Here is a 24,906-nt window from a genome sequence, read left to right on the forward strand (position 1 = left end):
AGGTGGAGATGGAAGGGACACACTAAAGGGGAATTGAAGCAAGGAGGGACAATTATGGCAGAGCGTCAATCACTTGAATCGTATATTACACAAGCGGAACAAGCTGTGGAATATGCGAAAGAACAATTAGACCAAGGCATGAGACAAGAGCATTACAATACGATGGAGTATTCAGATGCGCAGTTACAATTAGAACAAGCATATAACGATTTACAAACGATGCAACAACATGCGAATGATGAGCAACGTGAGCAGCTAAATAGAGCACGCATGGCAATTCGCCAATTGCAACATCAAATGATTATTACACCGCACTAAGAAGGAGTGAATGTAATGGCGAAACGTTCAGATCAAAATAATCCAGAGCAAAAAACACAAAATGGACATAACGCTGAGTTTTCGAATGAACTTGATCCCATTGTTCAAGTAAAACAGCGTAATAGTAAAAAAGGACAACCTCAAAAATCAAAACAATCAGAGTAAACCAGGTCGAAATATGACCTGGTTTTATTTTGCTATATGACAATAATGTAAGATTTCTGTAAGGTTTGCCGATAGTTGTAATTGTCCTTTTCCAGTAGAGTAAGGGAGGATTAAATTTTGGACAAGGAGTTGCTTATGGGGAACAATATTACAAACAAACGAATTGATGAGTTAGATTACATTCGTGGCTTCGCATTACTGGGGATTATTTTAGTAAATATTTTAGCACTACTTAATATTAAAACTCCAGATCCTAATACAGTAGATGCTAGCTATCAAAGGTTTCTATACTTATTTGTAGAAGGTCGTTTCTTCTCGATTTTCTCATTCTTATTTGGAGTGGGATTCTATATCTTCATTACAAGAGCGATTGCGAAAGGGAAAAATGGATATGTTCTATTTTTCCGCCGCGTAGTTGCATTATTTATTTTTGGTTTGATTCATTACATGTTTCAGCCTGGAGAAGCGTTAACGTTATATGCAATTTGCGGATTAATCGTTTTACCGTTTTATAAAGCGAAAAAACAAGCGAACTTAGTAATTGGTCTTATTTTGACAATAGCCTTTAGTGTAATGGGTGTTAAAGAACTATTACCACTTGGTTTAATTTTATTAGGTCTTGCTGCAGGACAATATCGTGTATTTGAAAATCTTTCAAAAAACATAAAGCAAGTCGCTATTTTTACAGGCATTATGTTTGTTTTAAGTGTGGCAGCTGTATGGTATCAATATGGACACGTGCCTGCTGGCCCATTTGTAAATATGATATTGATGAATGAAGATGGAACAATGGATGCTGCAAGCCATTTTCTAAAAATTGGTATTACTGTTGGACCAATTATTTCAGCTTTCTATGTAGGAGCATTAATTTTATTACTTCAGTTAAAACCAGTTCAAACATTATTAGCACCATTGAAATACTACGGTCGTATGGCTTTAACAAATTATATCGGACAAACGGCAATGATTTTAATCGCTGGTAGTGTATTTAACTTTGCAGGTAACTTAACATACATGCAGACGCTATATGTATGTATCGCAATTTATGCAATTCAAATTGTGTTTAGTGTAATTTGGATGAAAATCTTTAAAATGGGTCCATTAGAATGGGTTTGGCGTGTTATTACGTACTGGACGGTAACACCTTTAAAGAAATAAAGTGAAACTTTAATCAGTGGGCTGTTCCTTTCGCGGAACAGCCTATTTTTATTGTCATCTTTTGTCGATAAGTCGATATATTTTGGTAATCGCTGATAAAAGTGTAAGAATCGCCGATATATTTGAAAAATCGCTGATAAAAGTGTAAGAACCGCTGATATATTTGAAAAATCGCCGATATAATTTCATTTACCGATTTACTATGCCGAAATGCGAACTAGTATGAAAAGCCAAACTTACACGCCCACCTTCTTTATATTACAAAAGTGTAAGGTAATTGTAATGTTAACAAATAGCAGTTCACCTCCAAAAGGCGCAAAATAGGTAATGGAAAAACAAGCGTAGGAGGATATATATGACGAAACCAGTTGTAGACGTGAAAAACGTTCAAAAAGTGTACGGTAAAAAAGGTGAGAACCAATCACACGCGTTAAAAGGTGTTTCATTCTCAATTCAAGAGGGTGAGTTTGTTGGGATTATGGGACCATCTGGTTCTGGTAAAACGACATTATTAAATGTAATTTCAACGCTTGATAAAGCAACGGGCGGCGTTGTTGAAATTGCGGGTACAGATATTACGAAAATGAAACAAGGTGAGCTTTCTGATTTCCGTTCACAAAAGTTAGGATTCATCTTCCAAGACTTTAACTTATTAGAGAACTTATCTATTTATGAAAACATTGCACTTCCACTTTCTCTTCAAGGTGTCGCATCACGTAATATTGGACCGAAAGTAGAAAAAGTAGCGGGTATGTTAGGGATTACAGAAATTCTTCAAAAGTATCCATCTGAAGTATCTGGTGGACAGAAACAACGTTCAGCAGCAGCGCGTGCACTTGTGCATGAGCCGGCAATTATTTTAGGGGACGAGCCAACAGGAGCGCTTGATTCTAAAAATGCAACGAGTTTACTTGATGCGATGACAAACTTAAATAAAGATCAAGGCGTATCGATTATGATGGTTACGCATGATCCATATAGTGCAAGTTACTGTCAGCGTATTTTATTCATTCAAGATGGTGAGCTATATAAAGAAATTCATCGCGGTGGTACGCGTGAAGAGTTCTACAAAGAAATTTTAGATGTACTTGCAGATTTAGGTACACAAAAGGCGTAAGAAAGGAGGTTCCAGTATGTTATTTAAACTTTCCATGTCGGGGCTGAAAAGTAAGCTGAAAGATTATATCGTCTTACTTGTCGGTCTTGTCATGTCGATTTCAATTTTTTACATGTTCCAAACGTTAGCACTGAATAAAGCATTTTTAGAATCTAATTCAGTGATTAAATCTATTGGATTCGTATTCCAAGCAGGATCATTTTTATTAGCAATTATAACGTTCTTCTACATTTTATATGCAAACTCTTTCTTATTATCTCTTCGTCAAAAAGAGTTCGGTATGTATATGATGTTAGGTGCGAAAAAACATAAAGTTACATTACTTATGTTTATTGAAACAATCGTATTAGGTGCTGCGTCTCTTGCAATCGGGATTGCAGTTGGAGTAGGACTTGCAGAAGGTATTGGACAGTTATTAATGAAACAGCTTGAATTTGCTGGTGAAGGGTATAAAGCATTTTATCTACCATCTATGACTGTTACTTGCATCTTCTTCTTTGCACTATTTGTATTATCAGCAATTATGAACAGTATTAAATTGTCACGTATTTCTGTATTGCAATTAGTACATGCAGATGCGCAAACAGAGCGTGTTGCAGTAAAAGGTAAAAAGACAGTTGTAGTGGCATTCCTTGCTGTTCTTTTATTAGGTATAGGTTATGCATCTATGATCTATATGGAAAAACTAAAAGAGATGGGAATCCTTATTGCATTAATTACGACAACAACTGGTACTTATATGCTATTTAGTTCACTTCTCCCGGTTATTATTAAAAAATTAAAGAGTAATAAAAAGCGTAGTGAAAAAGGACTTAACGCTTTTACATTTGCACAATTAAACTTCCGAATTAATAGTTTAACGAAAGTGCTTGCAACAGTGGCAATGTTAGTTGCGCTTGGAGCTGGTGCAATTTCGGGCGGTATGGCGTTTAAAAATAACGTTATAAAAATGGTAGATGGTTTAGTAATATATGATTCAGTAGTTCATAATCCAACAGCTGAAGAAAAGAAAGTTTTAGACGGTATTACATTTAAAGAGAAAAGCGAATATCGTTACAAAGTTGATGATAAATACGTTTACTATGTAAAAGAAGATTTAGAGAAAAATCGTCCTTTAGTAAAAGATATGGCAAAGATGAAGTCTATGAAGGATTTAGTAAATACGAAAAAAGTTTCAGAGGAACTACCGGTAGGTGCAGTTTCTAGAGAGATGAATCAAAAAGATGCGAACACTAAAGAACTTTCAGCGGAATGGATAGATGCTTTTAGTACAATCCATCCATATTATTTATACAATGATCATGCAATTAAAATTGTAGATCAAAAAATGTACGATGGGATAAATGGTAAAGATGGTATAGCATTTATCGGAAAAACAGATGATTTTTTAACATATAAAAAAGAATGGAAAAAACTTGACGAGTTGCAGCTAGATAAATATAAAAATGTAAAAGCTGAACAAATGGATAGTAAATATCAAGCTTATAGTGGGTTCTATGGCATTGCGAGTGGAACAGTATTTATGGGATTCTTCCTTGGAATTGCGTTCTTAGCAATGATGGCAAGCTGCCTTATGTTTAAAATTCTTTCTGGTGCATCAAAAGATATTACGCGTTATCAAATGCTTCGTAAAATCGGTGTGCGCCGTGAGTTATTAACGAAATCAATTTATAAAGAGTTATTCTTAGTATTCTTATTCCCAGCAATTGTGGGTATCGCTCACGTATTAGTTGGTATGAATATTTTCGGATTTATTTTAATCGATCCGTACTTCCGTATTTGGGTACCAATCGTAATTTTCGTAGTTATTTATGCGATTTATTACTTCATTACAGTTCAATTGTATAAAGGAATTGTTCTTCCGAAAGAAGATTAATAATAAAAACCGAGCAAAAACGCTCGGTTTTTATTATTTTCAGAAAAAACACTTTAATGTTACTGAAATGTATAATATAATGTAAATAAGTAACGTAATATAAAAGTAGGAGCAGCTGGATAAGGAAAGGAGGAATCCAATCTGTAGAAAAAAGCTGAACTTTTACCCCCACATTTTTTTACCGCAACGTATTTATACAATCGTAAGTTTCCACATTGAAAGTTTTCAGAACCACCTGAGTATATTGTGAAAATAATGGATAACACATGGAAATCTCATAGCATGATAAGGTAAAATGGACAACATAATGAGAAAATTACCGTTCATAAGATGAGGAGAATACATGTATGGAAGTTGTAGAGGCATTAAAAGATATAAGCCAAATTGAGGCTATGAAAAAATATTTAAAAGAGCACTCCCAGCGAGATTATCTTTTATTTGTTATTGGAATTAACACAGGATTAAAAATTACAGAATTACTTAGCATGAAATTTGAAGATGTATTAAATGAAGACGGGACTGTTAAAGAGTTTTATGCTCTTCCTGTGAAAGATGAAAAATTTAAACAAGATATTTATTTAAATACAAAAGTAAAAGAAGCGCTTTTAGATTACGTACAATCTATTGGCGTTAAAAGAGAAAATTACGTATTTCAATCTAATAAAACGCCAAATTCAATTACGCGCCAACAAGCGTATCGTGTAATTCATAATGCTGCAGAAGCAGTTGGAGTTGTTGGTAAAATCGGAACGAATTCAATGCGAAAAACGTTCGGATTTCATGCTTACAAAAGAGGGATAGCGATTGCGCTATTGCAAAAACATTTTCATCACGCGACTCCATCAGAGACACTAAAGTATTTAGGTATCTCAAAGGATGAGAGCTTTAAAACGGAGATTGATGTCGATTTATAAAAGCCGTAACTAAAAAATTAGGAGGCGGAAAATATGAATATTAGAGAGAGTGAACTGCCGGGTATTGGATGTAAGTTTGAAGTGATTACAAAAGGTAATGAAAAGATGGTTATCGTTATTCATGATGATGGCCGAAGAGAAATGTACCATTTTGATACTGATCATGAAGAGAGTATTTCAAGCGTCTCTCTTCGTGATTCTGAAGCGAGACAAATTGCAGCTATATTGGGCGGAATGGTATATAGACCACAAGCTTTAGATACGATTGAAATGGCTTTTGAGGGATTATCAATTGAGTGGTTTAAGGTGGAAAATAATGCACCAGTTGTACAAAAAACAATTGGTAGTTTACATGTTCGAAACACATATAACGTAACGATTATTGCCATTTTGAAAAAGAATATGAAGAAGTTCTTTAATCCAGGCCCAGATTCTATCATTGAAGCTGGCGATATGCTCGTATTATCAGGTGAAAGACATGAAGTGAAAAGAATTATTAATGAGTTGCTTTCAGTAGGAGGGGATTCATAATCGATGGATACTTTAATCTTTGAAGTTGGAACTGCGTTAGTATTAGTCGCTTTTGCAGCTATTCTTGCTGCAAAGTTAAAGTTCTCGATTATCCCGTTTCTTATTATACTCGGTATGCTAGTGGGGCCTCATGCCCCAGATTTAGGGCTTATCGATTTAAGATTTATTGAAAGTGGAGAAGTTATTTCCTTCCTCGGCCGTGTTGGCGTCATATTCCTCCTATTTTACTTAGGTTTAGAATTCTCAATTAAAAAATTAATTAAATCAGGAAAATCAATTGCTTTTGGGGGAACTGTTCATATATCGCTTAATTTTATATTAGGTTTACTTTACGGATATATAATGGGTTTCCCCTTATTAGAAACATTAATTATTGCTGGGATTATAACAATTTCATCGAGTGCAATTGTTGCGAAAGTAATTGTTGATTTAAGAAGATCTGGTAATAAAGAGACGGAGCTAATTTTAGGAATCATTATGTTTGATGATATCTTTTTAGCGGTATATTTATCAGTCGTTTCAGGATTAGTACTCGGAGGGGCAACGTCATTTGTAGGTGCTCTTACATCTATTTTAATCGCAGTAGGGTATATGCTACTATTCTTTGTAGTTGCTAGAAAAGCTACACGATTTTTAAATAAAATGTTAGATATTTCGTCCAATGAAATTTTTATTATCGTAATATTTGCTATTTTGTTCTTTGTAGCAGGATTTTCAGAAACGATTCATGTTGCGGAGGCGATTGGAGCATTATTATTGGGGCTCGTCTTTTCTGAAACAGAGCATAGTGATCGAATTGAACAGCTTGTTGTTCCGTTTCGTGATTTCTTTGGAGCTATATTCTTTTTCAGCTTCGGTTTAAGTATAGACCCATTTTCACTTGGCGGAGCAGTGTGGTTGGCATTAGGAGCAGTTTTCATTACTCTTATCGGTAATTTTACTGCTGGAATGGTTGCGGGGCGTAAAGCTGGGTTATCGCATAAGGCTTCTACGAATATCGGTTTAACGCTTGTATCACGCGGAGAATTTTCTATTATCGTCGCGAATATTGGAATTGCGGGTGGCTTAATGGCAGCGATTAAACCGTTCTCAGCTTTGTATGTTTTAATATTAGCATCGTTAGGACCTTTGTTAACGAAAGAATCTGGGAGAATATACTCGCTACTAGATAAGGTGTTTAAATGGAGTGCTAAAGAACGTGTGAAGCGAGAAAAGGAAGTTGGATAGTACAAATAAGGGTAGACTGCATGAAAATTTCATGCAGTCTACCCTTTTATATATTGTTACTGTTGTCGTTTTTTGTCGGTAAGTCGATATATTTTAATAATCGCTGATATATTTGTAGTTGCGCCGATATATTCTGATAATCGCTGATATAATCCAAGAAGCAACCAATATAAATTCATTTACCGACGAACTATTATCTGAATTTCATCAACTATTAATCAGTTGCCTTCCTATTTAAAAACGACTACAATTTTACTGTTATATATGAACGAAAAAAATAGAATAGGAGGGGAAGCTATGCCAAGGAAAGTATGGCTATTAGTAGCTGGGATGATTATTAATGTCACGGGTGCTTCTTTTTTATGGCCTTTTAATACAATTTATTTGCATGATCACCTAGGAAAATCTTTATCTGTGGCCGGAATGGTATTAATGATCAACTCGCTTACCGGTGTAATCGGAAACTTGCTCGGCGGTGTTTTATTTGATAAATGGGGCGGTTATAAATCAACTTTAGTAGGGATTGTGATTACACTTGTATCAATTTTAGGTCTTGTGTTCTTCCACGGTTGGCCGTTATACGTTGTGTGGCTAGCGTTAATCGGCTTCGGTTCTGGAATGGTCTTCCCATCGATGTATGCGATGGTCGGTACAGTTTGGCCAGAGGGCGGAAGACGAGCATTTAATGCGATGTATGTTGGACAAAACGTTGGTATTGCGATTGGAACAGCGTGTGGTGGATTAGTTGCTTCGTATCGTTTTGATTATATTTTCTTAGCGAACTTTATTTTATACTTTGTTTTCTTCTTAATTGCTTTTATTGGATTCCGTGGTATGGAGGACAAGAAGGAGCCAGGAGTACAAAAAGAAGTCGAAATGAAAAAAGGTTGGTCACTTACACCTGGATTTAAAGCACTTCTTATCGTGTGTGTAGCATATGCTTTATGCTGGGTTACATACGTACAGTGGCAAGGTGCAATTGCAACACATATGCAGGAATTAAACATTAGTCTTCGTCATTATAGTTTATTATGGACGATAAACGGAGCAATGATCGTTTGTGCGCAGCCACTTGTTAGTATGTTAATTCGCTGGATGAAGCGTTCCTTAAAACAGCAAATTATGATTGGAATTTTCATTTTTGCGGCGTCATTCATTGTGTTAAGTCAAGCGCAGCAATTTACGATGTTCCTCGTTGCGATGGTAACATTAACAATTGGTGAGTTATTTGTATGGCCTGCGGTTCCAACGATTGCAAATATACTTGCACCAAAAGATAAATTAGGATTTTATCAAGGGGTCGTAAATAGTGCGGCGACTGTAGGGAAAATGTTCGGACCGGTCGTTGGCGGAGCAATTGTTGATTTATACAATATGGAAGTATTGTTTATAGCAATCATGGTAATGCTTGTAGTAGCGCTTGTAGCAACAAGTATTTATGATAAACGAGTAAAAGTAGAAGAAACAGTTGAAGAAAAAATTGCAGTTTAGTTTGACGGAACATGTTCACATGTTTTAGAATATATTTAAATAAAACAACCTTTAGAACAAGGGAGATAGCTCGGCTGTCTTAAGATGAATTCGTTAGTTATGAAGAGTAACGATTAACCGAGAAGTCCTCGCTTTAGTAAGCTCTTAAGAGATACTAGGTGAAGGATAGTTCACGTAACTTATATGTGTAATAACAGTGAGAAGGAGTAGTAGTAATAGAAGCTGGTTTAGAGAGTTGACGGTCGGTGCAAGTCAATCCACGTTTCGTTATGAACTCGCCTTTGAGTTGCAGTTGTGAAATTAATAGTAGCAATTGCCGTTAATCCACGTTACGGATCTAAGCGAATGTACATTTGTACATTAATTTAGGGTGGTACCGCGGGAATCTACAACCTCTCGTCCCTTTCTAGGGATGAGAGGTTTTTTGTATTTTGGGCGGTGAAAATAAATATAATTTCAAGGAGGGTATCTCATGAGCTTTAATCATCAAGAAATTGAGAAGAAGTGGCAAGGGTACTGGGAAGAAAATAAAACATTCCGTACGCCAGATGAGACAGAAAAACCAAAATTTTATGCACTAGATATGTTCCCATATCCATCAGGTGCAGGCCTACACGTAGGACATCCAGAAGGTTATACAGCGACAGATATTTTATCTCGTATGAAGCGTATGCAAGGATATAACGTTCTTCATCCAATGGGATGGGATGCATTCGGTCTTCCAGCAGAGCAATATGCACTTGATACTGGAAACAGCCCAGCTGAATTTACAGAGCATAATATTAATACGTTCCGTAACCAAATTAAATCATTAGGTTTCTCTTACGATTGGGATCGTGAAGTAAATACAACAGATCCAAATTACTATAAGTGGACGCAATGGATCTTCCTAAAACTATTTGAAAAAGGCTTAGCTTACGTTGATGAAGTACCTGTAAACTGGTGCCCAGCACTTGGTACAGTACTTGCAAACGAAGAAATCATTGACGGTAAGAGTGAGCGTGGTGGACATCCAGTTGAGCGTCGTCCGATGAGACAGTGGATGTTAAAAATTACAGCTTACGGAGATCGTCTATTAGAAGATCTAGATGAGCTTGATTGGCCTGAAAGCTTAAAAGATATGCAACGTAACTGGATCGGTCGTTCTGAAGGTGCAGAAGTACACTTCAACATCGATGGTACAGACGAGAAATTCACAGTTTTCACAACACGCCCTGATACATTATTTGGTGCAACATACTGTGTACTAGCTCCAGAACATGCACTTGTTGCAGAAATCACAACAGCAGAACAAAAAGAAGCGGTAGAAGCTTACATTAACGCTGTAAAAATGAAGAGTGATCTAGAGCGTACAGAACTTGCGAAAGAAAAAACTGGTGTATTCACTGGTGCTTACGCAGTTAACCCAGTAAACGGTGAGAAATTACCAATCTGGATTGCTGACTATGTTCTTGCAACTTACGGAACAGGTGCTGTAATGGCAGTTCCAGCTCACGATGAGCGTGACTATGAATTCGCATCAGTATTTAATCTTCCAATGAAGGAAGTTGTAAAAGGCGGAGATATTACGAAAGAAGTGTACACAGGTGATGGTGCACACGTAAACTCAGCATTCCTTGATGGTTTAAATAAAGAAGAAGCAATCGCAAAAATGATTGAATGGCTTGAAGTAACGAGCGCAGGAAATCAAAAAGTAACGTACCGTCTACGTGACTGGTTATTCAGCCGTCAACGTTACTGGGGTGAGCCAATTCCAGTAATTCACTGGGAAGATGGTACAATGACAGCTGTGAAAGAAGAGGAATTACCATTAGTTCTTCCGAAAACAGAAAACATCCGTCCTTCAGGTACAGGTGAATCACCACTTGCCAACATTGACGAGTGGGTAAATGTTGTTGATCCTGAGACTGGTAAAAAAGGTCGTCGTGAAACAAATACAATGCCGCAATGGGCTGGTAGCTGTTGGTATTACCTACGTTACATCGATCCAAACAATAGCGAAGCACTTGTAGATCCTGAAAAAGTAAAACAATGGCTTCCAGTTGATATTTATATCGGCGGAGCGGAGCACGCTGTACTTCACTTACTATATGCTCGTTTCTGGCATAAAGTATTATACGATATCGGTGTAGTTCCAACGAAAGAACCGTTCCAACAATTATTCAACCAAGGTATGATTCTAGGTGAAAACAACGAGAAAATGAGTAAATCAAAAGGTAACGTTGTAAATCCTGATGATATCGTAGCAAGCCACGGTGCAGATACACTTCGTCTATACGAAATGTTCATGGGTCCATTAGATGCTTCAATTGCTTGGTCTGAAAATGGTCTTGACGGAGCTCGTCGTTTCCTAGACCGCGTATGGCGTCTATTCGTTCAAGATAACGGTGAATTAAGTGAGAAAATTACTGACGCACCAAATAAAGAGCTTGAAAAAGCTTACCACCAAACAGTGAAGAAAGTAACAGAAGACTATGCAGAGCTTCGCTTCAACACAGCGATTTCTCAAATGATGGTATTCATCAACGATGCATACAAAGCTGAAACACTTCCAAGAGAATATGTAGAAGGTTTCGTAAAAATGATTGCACCAGTTGCACCTCATATCGGGGAAGAGCTATGGAGCAAGCTTGGATACAATGAAACAATCACATATGCAAGCTGGCCAACATTTGATGAGTCTAAACTTGTAGAAGATGAAGTTGAAATCGTTGTTCAAGTTATGGGTAAAGTTCGCGCAAAACTAACAATGAGTAAAGACGCATCAAAAGAAGAAATGGAACAACTTGCACTTGAAGCAATTCAAGACCAAATTGAAGGGAAAACGGTTCGTAAAGTAATTGTTGTTCCTGGAAAACTTGTTAACGTTGTTGCAAACTAATTCATTCTAAATAAAAGCTCAGAGCGTTTATGCTCTGAGCTTTTTTGTATAGAAAATAATCTCAGGGTCACCTTCATCTAAGTTTTCAACTATTCCGCTATGTATAAAACCATTCGAGTTAAATACTTTCTGCATACTTTCATTCGATTCGTTCGTTGAAGAAAATATTTTTTGAGTAGGAGAATGACTTAACATATATGAGATTAACGAGCTTGCATAGCCTTGCCTTCTTTTAGTTGGTGAAACAATGATTAATGAGAGGAAAGTACAACCAAAGAAATTTGTATCGTATGTTAGAAAGCCAGAGATAGAATTTTCTTCTTTTACAATGATGCATCTGCCTTCACGGATAGTGTGCTTAATATAATTTCGTCTACTATCGTTTCCAATTACGTCAATATCTATATGGACGATTGAATCTAAATCATTGATAGAAGCCTTTGTTACATTCTTCAATATACATACCTCCTAGAAAAAATATTCAGTTAATTAATTTTATCATGAATGAAGAAAAAGAAGCGGAATTCTAGTGCAGACAAACACCTATTCTTCTATAGGAAATATGATAAAAAAGGTAGGCTAAATTGAGTAGAAGAGGTGAAAGGAATGAAAGGGATGGACAATAATGCACCACATGGTTTCGTCGGGGGTGGATCGGATAGTTATGAACAAATGATGTTAATGGGAGGAGGACAACAAGGATACGGTGGAATTCCGAGCTGGATGGGTGGAGGCGCGGGTGGATTTCCAACATCGGTAGCTGGCATGCAAACTGAAATGCCTACATCAATGGGAGGCTTTTCGACATCAGGGGCTGGAATGCCTACAATAACAGGTGGATTTCCAACATCAGTAGCTGGTGTACAGACAGGAATTCCAGTAGGAGCACCAACTACATTTCCTTCTTTCGTTGGAGGAGTGCAGACAGGATTTCCGGTACCAGGAATAGGTGTTGTAGCTGGAGGAATAGGTGCGTATCCGCAAGTTGTTCACGGTCATCATGGACATCACCACCATCAAGGTCAACATGGCCATCATGGACACCATCATCACCAAGGTCAACACGGCCATCATGGACATCACCACCACCAAGGTCAACACGGCCATCATGGACATCACCACCATCAAGGTCAACACGGCCATCATGGACATCACCACCATCAAGGTCAACACGGCCATCATGGTCATCACCAACAACAAGTACATCACCATGGACACCACCACATTCATCCGCAAGCTGTTCTTTATCAAACGCACCAAGGTCATCATGGACACCACCAAGGGCACCAAGGTCATCATGGACATCATCACCACCAAGGCCAACAAGGTCATCATGGACATCATCACCATCAAGGCCAACAAGGTCACCACGGTCATCAAGGACAGCATAGTCAACAGCACCAACACCAACAATATCAGCAATATCAACAACAACAATCTTCTCCTTGGACAGGTGGAATTGGAGCGGGAGCAGCAGGAGCAGCGGCAGGAGCGGCTAGCATTAGTGGAGCAGCAGGGCACGCGGGACACGTGGGTCATTAACAAGCCAACAGAAAAAAGACATAATAAAAAACTGCTAGGAAATCCTAGCAGTTTTTTTCAGCTTCTTGGCGCTGACGTTCAATTTCAGCACGAAGTTGTGGTTCCGGTGCTTGCCAGCCTTCTGGCTTTAGAATCTTACCGTCGCCTTCACGGAATCGAGGCTTCCCATCAGGGAATAGTTTTGCCATGTTGGCGTTGTTTACAATTTCGAATCCTTTATCTGGACGTACGCCCATTTCTGCAAACGTTCCGAATGCAAAGTAAATAAGGTCAATCAGTGCATCGTATTGATCTTCAACAGTCGTTGCCTCAAGAAATTCTTCTAGTTCTTCCTGCATAAAACTTGCACGGATTTTTGCACGCTCTTCTGTTAATTTTGTTGGAGTATTTGTTACAGGATGTCCGAATACTTCATGCATTTTTGCAACAAGTTCATATCCTTTATCTAAACCTTTTTCGTTTGTCATGTTGTTTCATCCTTTCTTACGTTATGCCGAAGTTTATTGTAACATAAGGTGATTATGAAATGAAAAGAACATCTTATAGAAATAAGATGTTCGCTCGTTATTCTTCTTTCTTAATTAAAATAGATAAAATAAGATCAATACCGAATATACCAACGAGTAACATTGGTATAACGACAAGTAAATAACGTGTGAAGGAAACATTTTTTAAGTATGTATGAGCAAATAAAAAGACGGCGAGAAATAAAATACCATTTAAAATAGGCTTTACTAATTTTTTAGACATAAGCTCCCCCATAAATATCTTCTCTCTCTATCTAAAATAAAAACTCCTCTCTCCGTTGTATCATGCTGGAGAGAGGAGTTCAATCATTTCTCATTCAATTACACCAGAATTTGTAATGTCTACGGTATATTTTATAGTAACGGGAACATCTTTGTACATTTGTTTCCACTCTTCTAATTTGAATGGGCGATAATGTTGCTTATATTTAGCTCCTAGCCCAAGAGGGTCGACATCTAGAGATTTAAAATGCTTAATTAATTTCTTACCTTGTGTCTCCAATTGTTTTTGAACGACCTTCTCAATCTTTTTTGTATTCTTAGCATTCTCTAAGTTAATTTGTTTCGATACTTCTTGAATACGAGCCTCAAGTTTAACATGAATGGAAAAGGAAGGCTTACCATTTTTTATTTTTATATGGTATGTTGGAATAGAACGAATATTATTAATCATTACGTACCCAGGATCTGCTTTAAATTCATGTGAATCTAACTTATGTTTTTCTAAAAGTCCTTTGAATATAAACATATCTTTTTCTGCAATTTTACCAACATATTTATCCTTTTTAAAAAGACCAATTCCCGTTATTTTTATTTTATCACCATGTTTCTTTAAAATTGGAATATAGTAGTCTTGCCCTTCTTGATAATAACGGAATGCTCCTATATGCAGATTATCTGTTGGTAAAGGACCGGTCTCCATATTATGTTCTAGCATTTTTTTTATATAAATTGCAACGTTGGATGAAGTCGTGTACTTTCCTTTTAAAAGTTCAGTACCATTACCTTCAAGTAAAGCAACATATAAGGCATTCCCGATGTTTACATCACGAATTAATGTATCGAAGGAAGCAACCATTCCTTTCTTAGCAATTCGGGTGGTAAATAGAGCAACCCGCATTTGCCCGCTAGCAAATGGTTGAGAAGACTCTAAAGATGTGTCAGCTTTTACTTGTTTTACCGCATTTGCTGTTCCTTCAAAAACTTGAACTTTGTTTCCTTTTTGCTGAATAGGACAAACAAATGTTACCTTTATTTTATTATCTTTTGCTACATCGAAGACAGTTCCTTGGATAAGGTGTACGTCATCGATAATATTTTTTTGTAAACATCCAGTTAGACTAAAGAGTGCTATACAAGAGATAAGTATTAATTTTCTTTTGATTTTTTCCATTTTCTTTTCACCCACACAATAATAAATAGAATTGGGATGTATACATAAATGAGCCAAAAGCTTCCTTTTGATGCATTACTAATAAAATTATTAATATCGTGTCTGTTTGTTAGAAGTTGTGAAACAATGAGGGTGATAAACATAAAAGCGATTAAAACACCTCTTTGTTTTACACGGAATATTTCGTGCGTTGCTCTCGTTGCCGCCCACAAAGGTAGAATAAAACTTGTAATGATAACGAGGGCATAAGCTGAAATTGCGATATATTCTAGCCTTTCTATGAATGGTAATTGAACAACTTGGGTCATAGAAAGTTGGGCCCATATCGTTTTTAACAATTGTTTTTCACTAAAAAACGAAAAGGCTAAAAGAGTGCTAAATAAATATAGAAGGTTTGAAAATAGTGCCCCATATTGAGCAAATTTATGAGATTGTTTAGGGTTTTTCACAAATGGATAAACCATGAGGTAAATCTCAAAACCAGTCATACTGTAGATTGACAGTTGAGCGGATTTTAAAATATCTGAAAAAGAATGTGTGAAAATGGGTAATAAATTTTCCCAATGTGAGTATTTCAAAACGAATAAGCTTAGAAATAAATACCCTAGTGTACCACCAACAGAGATGACGCAAATGCCTGTAATGACACGAAATCCAGAAGAAATGATGTAATAGCTAACTAGGCACAAAAAGAGTGTTAACATAAAGGTGGAGGCAGTTGGGAACATCCATACTTGAATAATTTCAACGTATGTTCGAATAACCGAAATACTGACGATTAAAAAATAAGTTGCAAAGATGATATTAAAGACGTTCCCTATCCACTTTCCAAAGGTTTGTCGTTGTAAATCAATTAAATTCCCGTTTGTTTCCCTTAATAAAAAATACATCATCCACATAAGAACATGGATAACGATGCCTGTGATTACAACGCCTATCCAGCCGTCGTATCCAGCGGCCTTTGCGGTGATTCGAGCAAATCCGAGAACGCCAGCTCCAAACTGTGCACCGTGAATTAAGAAGAAAACAAAGATAGGAGATATTTGATATTTTTCTTGAACTTTACTCATCAATGCACCTCATCTCTTAATCATCAAAGTCTGATCTATGTTTTGTTGAAATTCCTTTAGCAGCTTTTTTTACATGTTGTGGTCTTGCTTGTACATCTCTTGTATCGATCATTGTTAACGGGAAACGAATCCAAGAGTCTTTAACAGATTGTTGTCTTGTCGGATAAAACAAAGCGTACGGTTTACGTAAGGAAGTAAGTCTAAATAGATGGGTAAATAAAAAGATAAACCCAAGAGAGATACCGAAAAGCCCCCCTATTTCCGCGAATGCTAGAAACGGGAAACGTAGTAATCGAACAGCATTACCCATTTTATAAATAGGTGTAATAAAGGAAGCGAGTGCTGATAGTGCAACGATAATTAATAAAATATTACTCGTTAACCCAGCTTGTACAGATGCTTGTCCGATTACGATACCGCCTACAATACCGAGCGTTTGCCCAACTTTCATCGGTAACCTCGCCCCGGCTTCTCTTAATAAATCGATTGCGAGTTCTAGAAAGAGCGCTTCAATTAAAGGTGGGAATGGTACTTGTGCCCTTGATAAAATCAAAGTTTCAAGTAAATCACTTGGAATAAGTTCATAATGATAATTTAAAACTGCAACGTATAACGGTGTAGCGCAAATTGAAAATAGAACGGCAATTAATCTTAAAATCCTTGAAAATGTAGCGTACATCCAGGAGACGTTATAGTCTTCTGGTGAAATGAAAAAATCAAAATAGGATACGGGTGTTAGTAAAACACTTGGAGAACCATCAACAAAAATAGCGATTTTTCCATCAATTAGTGCTTTTGTAACTCTATCAGTACGTTCTGTATTGATATAGAGAGGGAAAATCGATTTTTCACCCATTAATTCTTGTAAATAAGCACTATCATTAATTTGATCATATTCAAGAGCGCGTAATGACTCTTCTAGAAAATCTACATTATCTTTTTCAGCAAGGTTGTCTAAATACATCATGACAACTTTTGTTTTGGAAAACTCGCCGATAATCATTTCTTTTGTTTGTAAATCTAAAACAGGAAGACGTTTTCGAACTAAATTAATGTTTGTATCAATATCCTCTACGAAACCTTCTTGCGGACCAATAACAGTTGATTCGTTTAAAGGAGGGGTTGGTGCACGATAATTATCAATTGCAATGTTTGCAAGCATACATTTTTGATCTTGCTGATTCAATTGAATAATCGCATGCCCCTTTAAAACCATATCCTCAATTTTTTGTAAGTCGTTCGTAATTGTAATGCCGCTCATCGGGATATGTTCCTTCAGCTCTTCTAGTGATGCGTTAGGTCGTTCTAAAAGAGTGGGCATTAAATACTTTTGTAATTTTTCTCCATCAAGTGAAGGGCGATAGTAAGAAATCCAATAAGGCATCGTTTCATCGTCGGATGTATGATAATTTACAAAATCACTAGACTTTTTCAGCTTCTCTATTAAATTTTGTAAAGAATGAATACGATCTTTTTCTGGTTTTGTAAAGTCATAAATACTATTACCTCCAGAGCTTTGTTGCTTACTTTGAGAAGGTTCATCTTGCTTAGCGTTTTGTTGTTTATCTTGAGACGAATCACCTTGTTTAGCACTTTGTTGTTTATCTTGAGACGAATCCTCTTGTTTAGGGTTTTGTTGCTTATCCTGAGAAGGGTCCTTTTGTTTAGCACTTTGCTGCTTATCCTGAGACGAATCACCTTGTTTAGGGTTTTGTTGCTTATCCTGAGAGGAATCCTCTTGTTTAGGGTTTTGTTGCTTATCCTGAGACGAATCACCTTGTTTAGCGCTTTGTTGCTTATCCTGAGAGGAATCTTTTTGCTCGTTATTTTTACCTTTATTATGTTTCATACTTCTAGTCTGTTCTTTGTTATCATCCTCTTGATTGTTAGAATGCTGCTCCTGGTTATCTGTTTCGTTTAATTTTGATGTATTTGATTTTTTTTTCTTACGTAACCAATTCCAAATCATATGTACGCCCTCTTTAATCTTGTAATATAGTGCTATTTTGTGGCTAATTTTGTATATTATTCATTTATTTATGAAAAGAAGAAGGAGATTAGTTTGCATAGAAAAAAAACTTTAGTAAGCAGTTCATACTATAACGGGGAGAGGGAGAGTCTGTGCAAATTGTAAAAAAGGAGAAATTTGTTTTAAAAGAGTTTACGTTTGAAAATGGCAGAGAAATTCCTGTTCAAATGGGATATGAGACATATGGTACTTTAAATAGAGAAAGGTCAAATGTGATTTTGGTTTGTCATTATTTTAGTGCAACAAGTCATGCGGCAGGAAAATATACAGTGCATGATGAGGAGTCTGGTTGGTGGGATGGGCTAATTGGACCTGGAAAAGCAATTGACACAAATAAGTATTTTGTTATATGTACGGATAATCTTTGTAATGTGCAGGTGAGGAATCCATATGTAATTACAACAGGACCGAAATCAATTAATCCAGAAACTGGAGAAGAATATGCTATGGAGTTTCCGGTTTTTACATTTCTTGATGTAGCTCGTATGCAATATGAGTTAATAAAAGGTATGGGAATTTCAAGGTTACACGCTGTAATCGGACCGTCGGCGGGGGGAATGATTGCACAACAATGGGCGGTTCACTATCCACATATGGTAGAGCGGATGATTGGCGTTATTACGAACCCACAAAATCCAATTATTACGTCAGTAAACGTAGCGCAAAATGCGATTGAAGCAATTCAACTCGATCCAAGTTGGAAAGAGGGGAAATATGGAGAACAGCAGCCGATAAAGGGGCTTCATTTAGCAAATAGAATGATGTTTATGAACGCGTTTGATGAGCATTTTTATGAAATGGCATTTCCTCGTAATAGTATAGAGATAGAACCTTATGAAAAGTTTGCTACACTAACATCATTTGAAAAAGAAATAAATAAAGCGACATATACAAGTATAGAGCTAGTAGATGCAAATTCATGGATGTATACTGCGAAGGCAGTTTTATTGCATGATATTGCACATGGGTTTTCTTCACTAGAAGAATCTCTTTCTAACATAGAAGCGAATGTACTTATGATTCCGTGTAAACAAGATTTGCTTCAGCCGTCTCGTTATAATTATAAAATGGTAGATATTTTGCAAAAACAAGGAAAATATGCGGAAGTATATGAGATAGAAAGTATAAATGGGCATATGGCAGGAGCATTGGATATTCATTTATTCGAAAAGAAAGTTTATGAATTTTTGAATCGGAAAGTATCTAGTTTTGTGTAGAAGGAAAATGATGGGGAAAAGGTGCAGTGTTTGAAGTAGGCACCTTTTTTTACATGATTTGTAGACGGAAAATATATGTAGCAATTGCTATACCGAAAAACGCTATGCTAAGCAATAGAAATAAGAATGACATTTCTTGTGGCGATTTTATCTTTTTATTATTTTTCATACTAAGTACAATAATTGCAGCGAGTAAGAACACAATGCCTATGATGAAAAGAAAAAGCGTCATTTTAATCGACTCCTTTCATAAAACAAGTATATTGAGGATACAATGTGCTAGTTATGTTTGTAAAGAATAAGTTTTACGAGAAAATTGAGAAATAGCTTTTCGATTCTTTGCGTTCTTTCTTTTGCATGCTAAAATTGGTAGAGAATGTTTGTGAAAAAGAAACTAAAGGTTTTATTGTATATAAGGAGGAACTACATATGACAGAAGTTAAAACAATTACTACAGAAGAGGTGCAAGAGCGTTTAGAAAATGGAGAAACGTTATTTTTAGTAGATGTAAGAGAAGATGAAGAAGTAGCGGCAGGAAAGATTCCAGAAGCTGTACATATTAAAATGGGCGATATCCCACATAAAGTAGATTTCTTTAATAAAGAGAATGAATATATCTTTATTTGTCGTTCAGGAATGCGCAGTGAAAATGTATGTCATTATTTAAATGAACAAGGGTTTAAAACAGTGAACATGGTTGGCGGTATGCTTCAATATGAAGGTGAAACGAAATAGTTAATTGTAAAAAACTTGAAACGAGTCTGTTTCAAGTTTTTTTCTTTTGCATACAGTATAAAAAAGGAGGAGGGGTAAATGGGGATTAATTTGCGTAAAGTAAAAATTATTAATAATACAGGAGCTGTTAATGTCGGTGACTGTTATGATCTCTCACCTTTAGCTGTAGCAAAAGTATATGCAGGTGCTGGAGGATCGAGTGCGGCTATTTTTTTAAATGGAAAAAGGCAGCCAGAAGCGGTCATTAGAACATCAGTATTTCTTCCGCCTTTGGCAACGAGTACACGTACGTTAGGTTCATAGAGGAAAGGTAGAGTGTAATTATGCCTGCTCATATAAAAGAGTTTGTTATTGTGAATAACACTGGAAATATATTTACCGGTGATAATTTGAGCGACACTTCATTTACTGCTTCGAAATCATATAGTGGTTCAATGGGGTGTACTTGGATTGATGTTGTTACAGTAATAGGGACGGAGACGAAGCTTTGTTTACAGCCGGGAGATTCGGTGACGACGACGTATACAAGGGGCACTCCTGCTGGTACTGTAACAGGAGCAAATATGGGGCAAAATGTAAATACATCGAGTATAGCGCAAGCTGTCCCTAATACAGATAATATGGATTCAATTGCAGGACTCCCTTAAGAAATTAAGGGAGTTTTTATTATTCAAAATAAAAATAGTCTTGGAAATTATTTTTGTAAATAGATTAAGAAGAGGCTTATTTATTATGAAAAAGACGGTTTGTAGGCGGTGAAAGTGTGAAGAATCGTGATAATAATCGGAAGCAAAATTCGTTAAGCTCTAATTTTAGAATTCCACCCGAACTTATTGGGCCTACTTTCCCCCCTGTTCCAACTGGATTTACAGGTATAGGGATTACTGGTCCAACCGGTCCACAAGGCCCAACAGGACCTCAAGGACCAAGAGGATTACAAGGTCCGATGGGGGAGATGGGCCCGACAGGACCTCAAGGTGTGCAAGGGATACAAGGATCAGTTGGGCCAATAGGTGCAACTGGACCAGAAGGACAGCAGGGCCCACAAGGATTGAGAGGACCACAAGGAGAAACTGGAGCGACAGGACCTCAAGGGGTGCAAGGGTTACAAGGTCCGATTGGTCCAACGGGAGCGACTGGGGCACAAGGTATACAAGGGATACAGGGATTACAGGGGCCAATTGGAGCGACGGGACCTGAGGGACCTCAAGGAATTCAAGGTGTCCAAGGGTTGCCGGGTGCAACTGGTCCACAAGGAATACAAGGAGCACAAGGGATACAAGGAACACAAGGACCGAGTGGAAATACAGGTGCAACCGGAGCAACTGGTCAGGGGATAACAGGCCCGACTGGAATAACAGGTCCAACTGGGATAACTGGACCATCTGGAGGACCTCCTGGTCCGACGGGGCCGACTGGTGCGACAGGTCCGGGCGGTGGACCGAGTGGAAGTACAGGTGCGACTGGAGCAACTGGGAATACTGGAGCTACAGGAAGTACAGGGGTAACAGGAGCAACGGGAAGTACAGGTCCGACTGGAAGCACGGGAGCACAGGGCTTGCAAGGAATCCAAGGGATTCAAGGGCCAATTGGGCCAACAGGTCCAGAAGGTCCACAGGGTATTCAAGGTATTCCTGGTCCGACGGGAGTAACTGGTGAACAAGGAATACAAGGAGTTCAAGGTATTCAAGGGGCAAAGGGAGCAACAGGGGATCAAGGTCCACAAGGGATACAGGGGGCTATAGGGCCTCAAGGGGCCACAGGAGCAACAGGAGATCAAGGTCCACAAGGAATACAAGGAGTACCAGGGCCATCAGGAGCAACAGGCCCACAGGGAGTTCAAGGGATACAAGGTCCGATGGGGGATATAGGACCAACAGGTCCAGAAGGCCCAGAGGGACTTCAGGGCCCGCAAGGAATACAAGGTGTGCCAGGGCCAGTTGGAGCAACGGGTCCAGAGGGTTCCCAGGGGATACAAGGTATTCAAGGACCGGTAGGAACAACAGGCCCACAAGGTCCACAAGGAATTCAGGGAATACAAGGTGTGCAAGGGATAACGGGAGCACCTGGAGTACAAGGAGTAACTGGAATTCAAGGGATACAAGGGGAAATAGGAGCAACGGGTCCAGAGGGTCCCCAAGGAGTGCAAGGTGCTCAAGGTGGGATTGGTCCAACAGGTCCGATGGGTCCCCAAGGTGTGCAAGGAGTACAAGGAATTCAAGGAGCGACGGGCGCACAAGGAGTGCAAGGTCCACAGGGAATTCAAGGAATCCAAGGTCCGACGGGGGCAACAGGAGATACGGGAGCAACAGGTGCGACAGGGGAAGGCACTACAGGCCCAACAGGAGTAACCGGTCCAACAGGGGTAACAGGCCCATCTGGAGGACCAGCAGGACCGACCGGCCCAACGGGGCCATCAGGTCCGGCGGGAGTAACTGGTCCATCTGGTGGACCACCTGGCCCGACAGGAGCAACAGGTGCGACAGGAGTAACAGGAGATACTGGGGCGACAGGCTCAACTGGAGTGACAGGAGCGACAGGAGAAACGGGAGCAACCGGAGTGACGGGTTTGCAAGGTCCGCAAGGAATCCAAGGTGTGCAGGGAGAGATAGGTCCGACGGGTCCCCAAGGTGTTCAAGGTCCCCAAGGAATTCAAGGAGTAACGGGGCCCACTGGAGATCAAGGTCCGCAAGGGATTCAAGGCCCACAAGGCGACATAGGTCCAACCGGCCCACAAGGAATTCAAGGCCCACAAGGTTCTCAAGGAATCCAAGGAGCGACAGGGGGAACAGGAGCACAAGGTCCACAGGGAATCCAAGGTCCGCAAGGTGACATAGGTCCGACTGGGCCACAAGGTCCAACTGGAATCCAAGGGATACAAGGAGAGATAGGTCCAACAGGTCCAGAAGGCCCAGAGGGACTTCAGGGCCCGCAAGGAATACAAGGTGTTCAAGGGCCAGTTGGAGCAACGGGTCCAGAGGGTCCTCAGGGGATACAAGGCATTCAAGGACCGGTAGGAGCAACAGGCCCACAAGGTCCACAAGGAATACAGGGAATCCAAGGTGTGCAAGGGATAACGGGAGCAACTGGAGCACAAGGGGCAACTGGAATTCAAGGGATACAAGGGGAAATAGGAGCAACGGGTCCAGAGGGCCCCCAAGGAGTGCAAGGTATACAAGGGGCGATTGGTCCAACCGGTCCGATGGGCGCACAAGGAGTGCAAGGTATACAAGGGATTCAAGGAGCAACAGGTGCACAAGGAGTGCAAGGCCCACAAGGGATTCAAGGGATACAAGGTCCGACGGGAGCAACAGGAGATACGGGGGCAACCGGAGCGACGGGAGAAGGAACTATCGGTCCAACAGGAGTAACCGGTCCAACAGGGGTGACTGGCCCGTCAGGAGGACCAGCAGGACCGACCGGCCCAACGGGGCCATCAGGTCCGGCAGGAGTGACAGGTCCATCAGGTGGACCACCTGGTCCGACAGGAGCAACAGGAGCGACAGGAGTAACAGGAGATACCGGGGCGACAGGCTCAACTGGAGTGACAGGAGCGACAGGAGCAACGGGAGCAACCGGAGTGACGGGTTTACAGGGCCCGCAAGGAATCCAAGGTGTTCAAGGAGAGATAGGTCCAACCGGTCCACAGGGTATTCAAGGTCCACAAGGAATCCAAGGAGTAACGGGGGCAACAGGAGCACAAGGTCCCCAAGGAATTCAAGGCCCACAAGGCGACATAGGTCCAACCGGCCCACAAGGAATTCAAGGTCCACAAGGTCCTCAAGGAATCCAAGGAGATACGGGGGCAACAGGAGCACAAGGCCCACAGGGAATCCAAGGTCCACAAGGTGACATAGGTCCGACCGGCCCACAAGGCCCGCAAGGAATTCAAGGCCCGCAAGGAATTCAAGGTCCAACGGGAGCTACAGGAGCAACCGGAGCGACAGGTCCCCAAGGAATTCAAGGTCCCCAAGGAATCCAAGGCCCGCAAGGAATTCAAGGTCCAACTGGAGATACAGGAGCAACCGGAGCGACAGGTCCCCAAGGAATTCAAGGTCCACAAGGAATCCAAGGCCCACAAGGAATTCAAGGTCCAACGGGAGCTACAGGAGCAACCGGAGCGACAGGTCCCCAAGGAATTCAAGGCCCGCAAGGAATCCAAGGTCCAACGGGGGCTACAGGAGCAACCGGTTCACAAGGTCCAACTGGAGATACAGGTCCAACCGGAGCTGGAGCCACTGGAGCGACCGGGGCGACTGGAGTTAGTACAACTGCAACGTATGCATTTGCGAATAATACATCAGGAACCGCTATTTCCGTTTTATTAGGCGGTACGAACGTACCATTACCGAACAATCAAAATATTGGCCCAGGAATAACCGTTAGTGGTGGGAATACTGTATTTACAGTTGCGAATGCAGGAAACTATTATATAGCTTATACAATTAATTTAACGGCAGGATTAGTTGTAAGTTCTCGTATAACTGTAAATGGCAGTCCGCTTGCGGGAACGATAAACGCCCCGACAGTGGCTACTGGTTCATTTAGTGCAACAATAATCGCTAACTTGCCTGCTGGAGCTGCTATTAGTCTGCAGTTATTTGGATTAGTTGCAATAGCTACATTATCTACGGCAACGCCAGGAGCTACTCTAACTATTATTAGGTTAAGTTAATAAGAAGAAAACCTTGGGGCTTTTATGCTTCAAGGTTTTT

At 39.4% G+C, this 24,906-nt stretch carries 23 protein-coding genes and 1 other annotated feature; of the genes, 16 read left to right on the forward strand and 7 right to left on the reverse strand.

The window, feature by feature from the left end; translation table 11 throughout:
* Positions 1-54: 54 nt before the first annotated feature.
* The 10 genes from ACTFRY_RS00700 to leuS all read left to right on the forward strand — a co-directional run bounded on the left by ACTFRY_RS00700 (position 55) and on the right by leuS (position 11,678).
* A complete protein-coding gene (locus tag ACTFRY_RS00700) occupies positions 55-318 on the forward strand; it encodes a YtzC family protein (protein WP_000840869.1) in 264 nt (87 codons plus the stop codon).
* Between the two features lie 15 nt (positions 319-333).
* A complete protein-coding gene (locus ACTFRY_RS00705; protein ID WP_001129340.1) occupies positions 334-483 on the forward strand; it encodes a hypothetical protein in 150 nt (49 codons plus the stop codon).
* Between the two features lie 135 nt (positions 484-618).
* Positions 619-1,641 (forward strand): DUF418 domain-containing protein, encoded by a 1,023-nt coding sequence (locus tag ACTFRY_RS00710; protein WP_002001221.1) that lies wholly within the window; start codon positions 619-621, stop codon positions 1,639-1,641.
* Between the two features lie 355 nt (positions 1,642-1,996).
* A complete protein-coding gene (locus ACTFRY_RS00715) occupies positions 1,997-2,758 on the forward strand; it encodes an ABC transporter ATP-binding protein (RefSeq protein ID WP_000165838.1) in 762 nt (253 codons plus the stop codon).
* Between the two features lie 16 nt (positions 2,759-2,774).
* The gene (locus tag ACTFRY_RS00720) at positions 2,775-4,634 is read left to right on the forward strand and encodes an FtsX-like permease family protein (RefSeq protein WP_000897804.1); all 1,860 of its coding nucleotides are present in this window, start codon (positions 2,775-2,777) and stop codon (positions 4,632-4,634) included.
* A gap of 347 nt (positions 4,635-4,981) precedes the next feature.
* Complete coding sequence (locus ACTFRY_RS00725) at positions 4,982-5,548, forward strand: tyrosine-type recombinase/integrase (protein ID WP_000454205.1); 567 nt, start codon at positions 4,982-4,984, stop codon at positions 5,546-5,548.
* A 33-nt stretch (positions 5,549-5,581) separates the two neighbouring features.
* A complete protein-coding gene (locus ACTFRY_RS00730) occupies positions 5,582-6,079 on the forward strand; it encodes a cation:proton antiporter regulatory subunit (protein WP_001026056.1) in 498 nt (165 codons plus the stop codon).
* 3 nt (positions 6,080-6,082) lie between these two features.
* On the forward strand, positions 6,083-7,306 hold the full coding sequence (locus ACTFRY_RS00735; RefSeq protein WP_000380174.1) for a cation:proton antiporter: 1,224 nt from the start codon (positions 6,083-6,085) through the stop codon (positions 7,304-7,306).
* A gap of 297 nt (positions 7,307-7,603) precedes the next feature.
* The gene (locus ACTFRY_RS00740) at positions 7,604-8,797 is read left to right on the forward strand and encodes an MDR family MFS transporter (protein WP_001137555.1); all 1,194 of its coding nucleotides are present in this window, start codon (positions 7,604-7,606) and stop codon (positions 8,795-8,797) included.
* Positions 8,798-8,984: 187 nt separating this feature from the next.
* Positions 8,985-9,204 (forward strand) — a binding site (T-box leader).
* Positions 9,205-9,269: 65 nt separating this feature from the next.
* Positions 9,270-11,678: a leucine--tRNA ligase gene (leuS, locus tag ACTFRY_RS00745; RefSeq protein WP_000009466.1), complete on the forward strand. Its 2,409-nt coding sequence runs from the start codon at positions 9,270-9,272 to the stop codon at positions 11,676-11,678.
* A gap of 27 nt (positions 11,679-11,705) precedes the next feature.
* Here leuS and ACTFRY_RS00750 read toward each other — a convergent pair whose 3' ends face one another.
* Positions 11,706-12,134 carry a GNAT family N-acetyltransferase gene (locus ACTFRY_RS00750; RefSeq protein ID WP_000800324.1) on the reverse strand — a complete coding sequence of 143 codons (429 nt, stop codon included), beginning with the start codon at positions 12,132-12,134 and terminating at the stop codon, positions 11,706-11,708.
* A gap of 150 nt (positions 12,135-12,284) precedes the next feature.
* Between ACTFRY_RS00750 and ACTFRY_RS00755 the strand changes: the two genes are divergently transcribed.
* Complete coding sequence (locus ACTFRY_RS00755; protein ID WP_063263997.1) at positions 12,285-13,220, forward strand: hypothetical protein; 936 nt, start codon at positions 12,285-12,287, stop codon at positions 13,218-13,220.
* Positions 13,221-13,264: 44 nt separating this feature from the next.
* Here the strand turns inward: ACTFRY_RS00755 and ACTFRY_RS00760 are convergent, their stop codons facing one another.
* The 5 genes from ACTFRY_RS00760 to ACTFRY_RS00780 form a co-directional block, all read right to left on the reverse strand.
* A complete protein-coding gene (locus ACTFRY_RS00760; protein WP_000180554.1) occupies positions 13,265-13,687 on the reverse strand; it encodes a hypothetical protein in 423 nt (140 codons plus the stop codon).
* A 97-nt stretch (positions 13,688-13,784) separates the two neighbouring features.
* Positions 13,785-13,970 carry a hypothetical protein gene (locus ACTFRY_RS00765; RefSeq protein WP_000038775.1) on the reverse strand — a complete coding sequence of 62 codons (186 nt, stop codon included), beginning with the start codon at positions 13,968-13,970 and terminating at the stop codon, positions 13,785-13,787.
* A gap of 90 nt (positions 13,971-14,060) precedes the next feature.
* The gene (locus tag ACTFRY_RS00770) at positions 14,061-15,140 is read right to left on the reverse strand and encodes a Ger(x)C family spore germination protein (protein ID WP_098616695.1); all 1,080 of its coding nucleotides are present in this window, start codon (positions 15,138-15,140) and stop codon (positions 14,061-14,063) included.
* Positions 15,116-16,210 carry a spore germination protein gene (locus ACTFRY_RS00775; RefSeq protein WP_000049072.1) on the reverse strand — a complete coding sequence of 365 codons (1,095 nt, stop codon included), beginning with the start codon at positions 16,208-16,210 and terminating at the stop codon, positions 15,116-15,118. Before ACTFRY_RS00775 ends, ACTFRY_RS00770 begins: the two co-directional genes overlap by 25 nt.
* A gap of 16 nt (positions 16,211-16,226) precedes the next feature.
* Positions 16,227-18,179, reverse strand: coding sequence for a spore germination protein (locus ACTFRY_RS00780; protein ID WP_098616696.1), 1,953 nt, complete (start codon positions 18,177-18,179; stop codon positions 16,227-16,229).
* Positions 18,180-18,331: 152 nt separating this feature from the next.
* Here ACTFRY_RS00780 and ACTFRY_RS00785 point away from each other — a divergent pair, with 152 nt between their 5' ends.
* Entirely contained in the window at positions 18,332-19,456 is a 1,125-nt protein-coding gene (locus ACTFRY_RS00785) for an alpha/beta fold hydrolase (protein WP_001167628.1), read from the forward strand.
* A 49-nt stretch (positions 19,457-19,505) separates the two neighbouring features.
* Here the strand turns inward: ACTFRY_RS00785 and ACTFRY_RS00790 are convergent, their stop codons facing one another.
* The gene (locus ACTFRY_RS00790) at positions 19,506-19,688 is read right to left on the reverse strand and encodes a hypothetical protein (RefSeq protein WP_000171881.1); all 183 of its coding nucleotides are present in this window, start codon (positions 19,686-19,688) and stop codon (positions 19,506-19,508) included.
* Positions 19,689-19,885: 197 nt separating this feature from the next.
* Between ACTFRY_RS00790 and ACTFRY_RS00795 the strand changes: the two genes are divergently transcribed.
* From ACTFRY_RS00795 to ACTFRY_RS00810, 4 genes are all read left to right on the forward strand, one after another.
* Positions 19,886-20,191, forward strand: a complete 306-nt coding sequence (locus ACTFRY_RS00795) for a rhodanese-like domain-containing protein (RefSeq protein ID WP_000141207.1) — start codon at positions 19,886-19,888, stop codon at positions 20,189-20,191.
* Between the two features lie 78 nt (positions 20,192-20,269).
* A complete protein-coding gene (locus tag ACTFRY_RS00800) occupies positions 20,270-20,494 on the forward strand; it encodes a spore germination protein (protein WP_000512465.1) in 225 nt (74 codons plus the stop codon).
* Between the two features lie 20 nt (positions 20,495-20,514).
* The gene (locus tag ACTFRY_RS00805) at positions 20,515-20,838 is read left to right on the forward strand and encodes a hypothetical protein (RefSeq protein ID WP_001110848.1); all 324 of its coding nucleotides are present in this window, start codon (positions 20,515-20,517) and stop codon (positions 20,836-20,838) included.
* A gap of 116 nt (positions 20,839-20,954) precedes the next feature.
* Entirely contained in the window at positions 20,955-24,866 is a 3,912-nt protein-coding gene (locus ACTFRY_RS00810; RefSeq protein ID WP_098616697.1) for a BclA-related collagen-like exosporium protein, read from the forward strand.
* Positions 24,867-24,906: the final 40 nt, after the last annotated feature.

Origin of the sequence: Bacillus cereus group sp. MYBK195-1 (assembly GCF_051916605.1) — a bacterium.
Classification (GTDB): Bacteria; Bacillota; Bacilli; order Bacillales; family Bacillaceae_G; genus Bacillus_A; species Bacillus_A cereus.

Excerpts from the sequence above, each read along its gene's own strand:
- ACTFRY_RS00730 (WP_001026056.1), top strand. The coding sequence starts at position 5,582 with ATGAATATTAGAGAGAGTGAACTGCCGGGTATTGGATGTAAGTTTGAA.
- ACTFRY_RS00715 (WP_000165838.1), top strand. The coding sequence starts at position 1,997 with ATGACGAAACCAGTTGTAGACGTGAAAAACGTTCAAAAAGTGTACGGT.
- ACTFRY_RS00735 (WP_000380174.1), top strand. The coding sequence starts at position 6,083 with ATGGATACTTTAATCTTTGAAGTTGGAACTGCGTTAGTATTAGTCGCT.
- ACTFRY_RS00765 (WP_000038775.1), bottom strand. The coding sequence starts at position 13,970 with ATGTCTAAAAAATTAGTAAAGCCTATTTTAAATGGTATTTTATTTCTC.
- ACTFRY_RS00705 (WP_001129340.1), top strand. The coding sequence starts at position 334 with ATGGCGAAACGTTCAGATCAAAATAATCCAGAGCAAAAAACACAAAAT.
- ACTFRY_RS00720 (WP_000897804.1), top strand. The coding sequence starts at position 2,775 with ATGTTATTTAAACTTTCCATGTCGGGGCTGAAAAGTAAGCTGAAAGAT.
- ACTFRY_RS00770 (WP_098616695.1), bottom strand. The coding sequence starts at position 15,140 with ATGGAAAAAATCAAAAGAAAATTAATACTTATCTCTTGTATAGCACTC.
- ACTFRY_RS00755 (WP_063263997.1), top strand. The coding sequence starts at position 12,285 with ATGAAAGGGATGGACAATAATGCACCACATGGTTTCGTCGGGGGTGGA.
- ACTFRY_RS00780 (WP_098616696.1), bottom strand. The coding sequence starts at position 18,179 with ATGATTTGGAATTGGTTACGTAAGAAAAAAAAATCAAATACATCAAAA.
- ACTFRY_RS00795 (WP_000141207.1), top strand. The coding sequence starts at position 19,886 with ATGACAGAAGTTAAAACAATTACTACAGAAGAGGTGCAAGAGCGTTTA.
- ACTFRY_RS00740 (WP_001137555.1), top strand. The coding sequence starts at position 7,604 with ATGCCAAGGAAAGTATGGCTATTAGTAGCTGGGATGATTATTAATGTC.
- ACTFRY_RS00725 (WP_000454205.1), top strand. The coding sequence starts at position 4,982 with ATGGAAGTTGTAGAGGCATTAAAAGATATAAGCCAAATTGAGGCTATG.
- ACTFRY_RS00775 (WP_000049072.1), bottom strand. The coding sequence starts at position 16,210 with ATGAGTAAAGTTCAAGAAAAATATCAAATATCTCCTATCTTTGTTTTC.
- ACTFRY_RS00710 (WP_002001221.1), top strand. The coding sequence starts at position 619 with ATGGGGAACAATATTACAAACAAACGAATTGATGAGTTAGATTACATT.
- ACTFRY_RS00790 (WP_000171881.1), bottom strand. The coding sequence starts at position 19,688 with ATGACGCTTTTTCTTTTCATCATAGGCATTGTGTTCTTACTCGCTGCA.
- ACTFRY_RS00800 (WP_000512465.1), top strand. The coding sequence starts at position 20,270 with ATGGGGATTAATTTGCGTAAAGTAAAAATTATTAATAATACAGGAGCT.
- leuS (WP_000009466.1), top strand. The coding sequence starts at position 9,270 with ATGAGCTTTAATCATCAAGAAATTGAGAAGAAGTGGCAAGGGTACTGG.
- ACTFRY_RS00760 (WP_000180554.1), bottom strand. The coding sequence starts at position 13,687 with ATGACAAACGAAAAAGGTTTAGATAAAGGATATGAACTTGTTGCAAAA.
- ACTFRY_RS00700 (WP_000840869.1), top strand. The coding sequence starts at position 55 with ATGGCAGAGCGTCAATCACTTGAATCGTATATTACACAAGCGGAACAA.
- ACTFRY_RS00805 (WP_001110848.1), top strand. The coding sequence starts at position 20,515 with ATGCCTGCTCATATAAAAGAGTTTGTTATTGTGAATAACACTGGAAAT.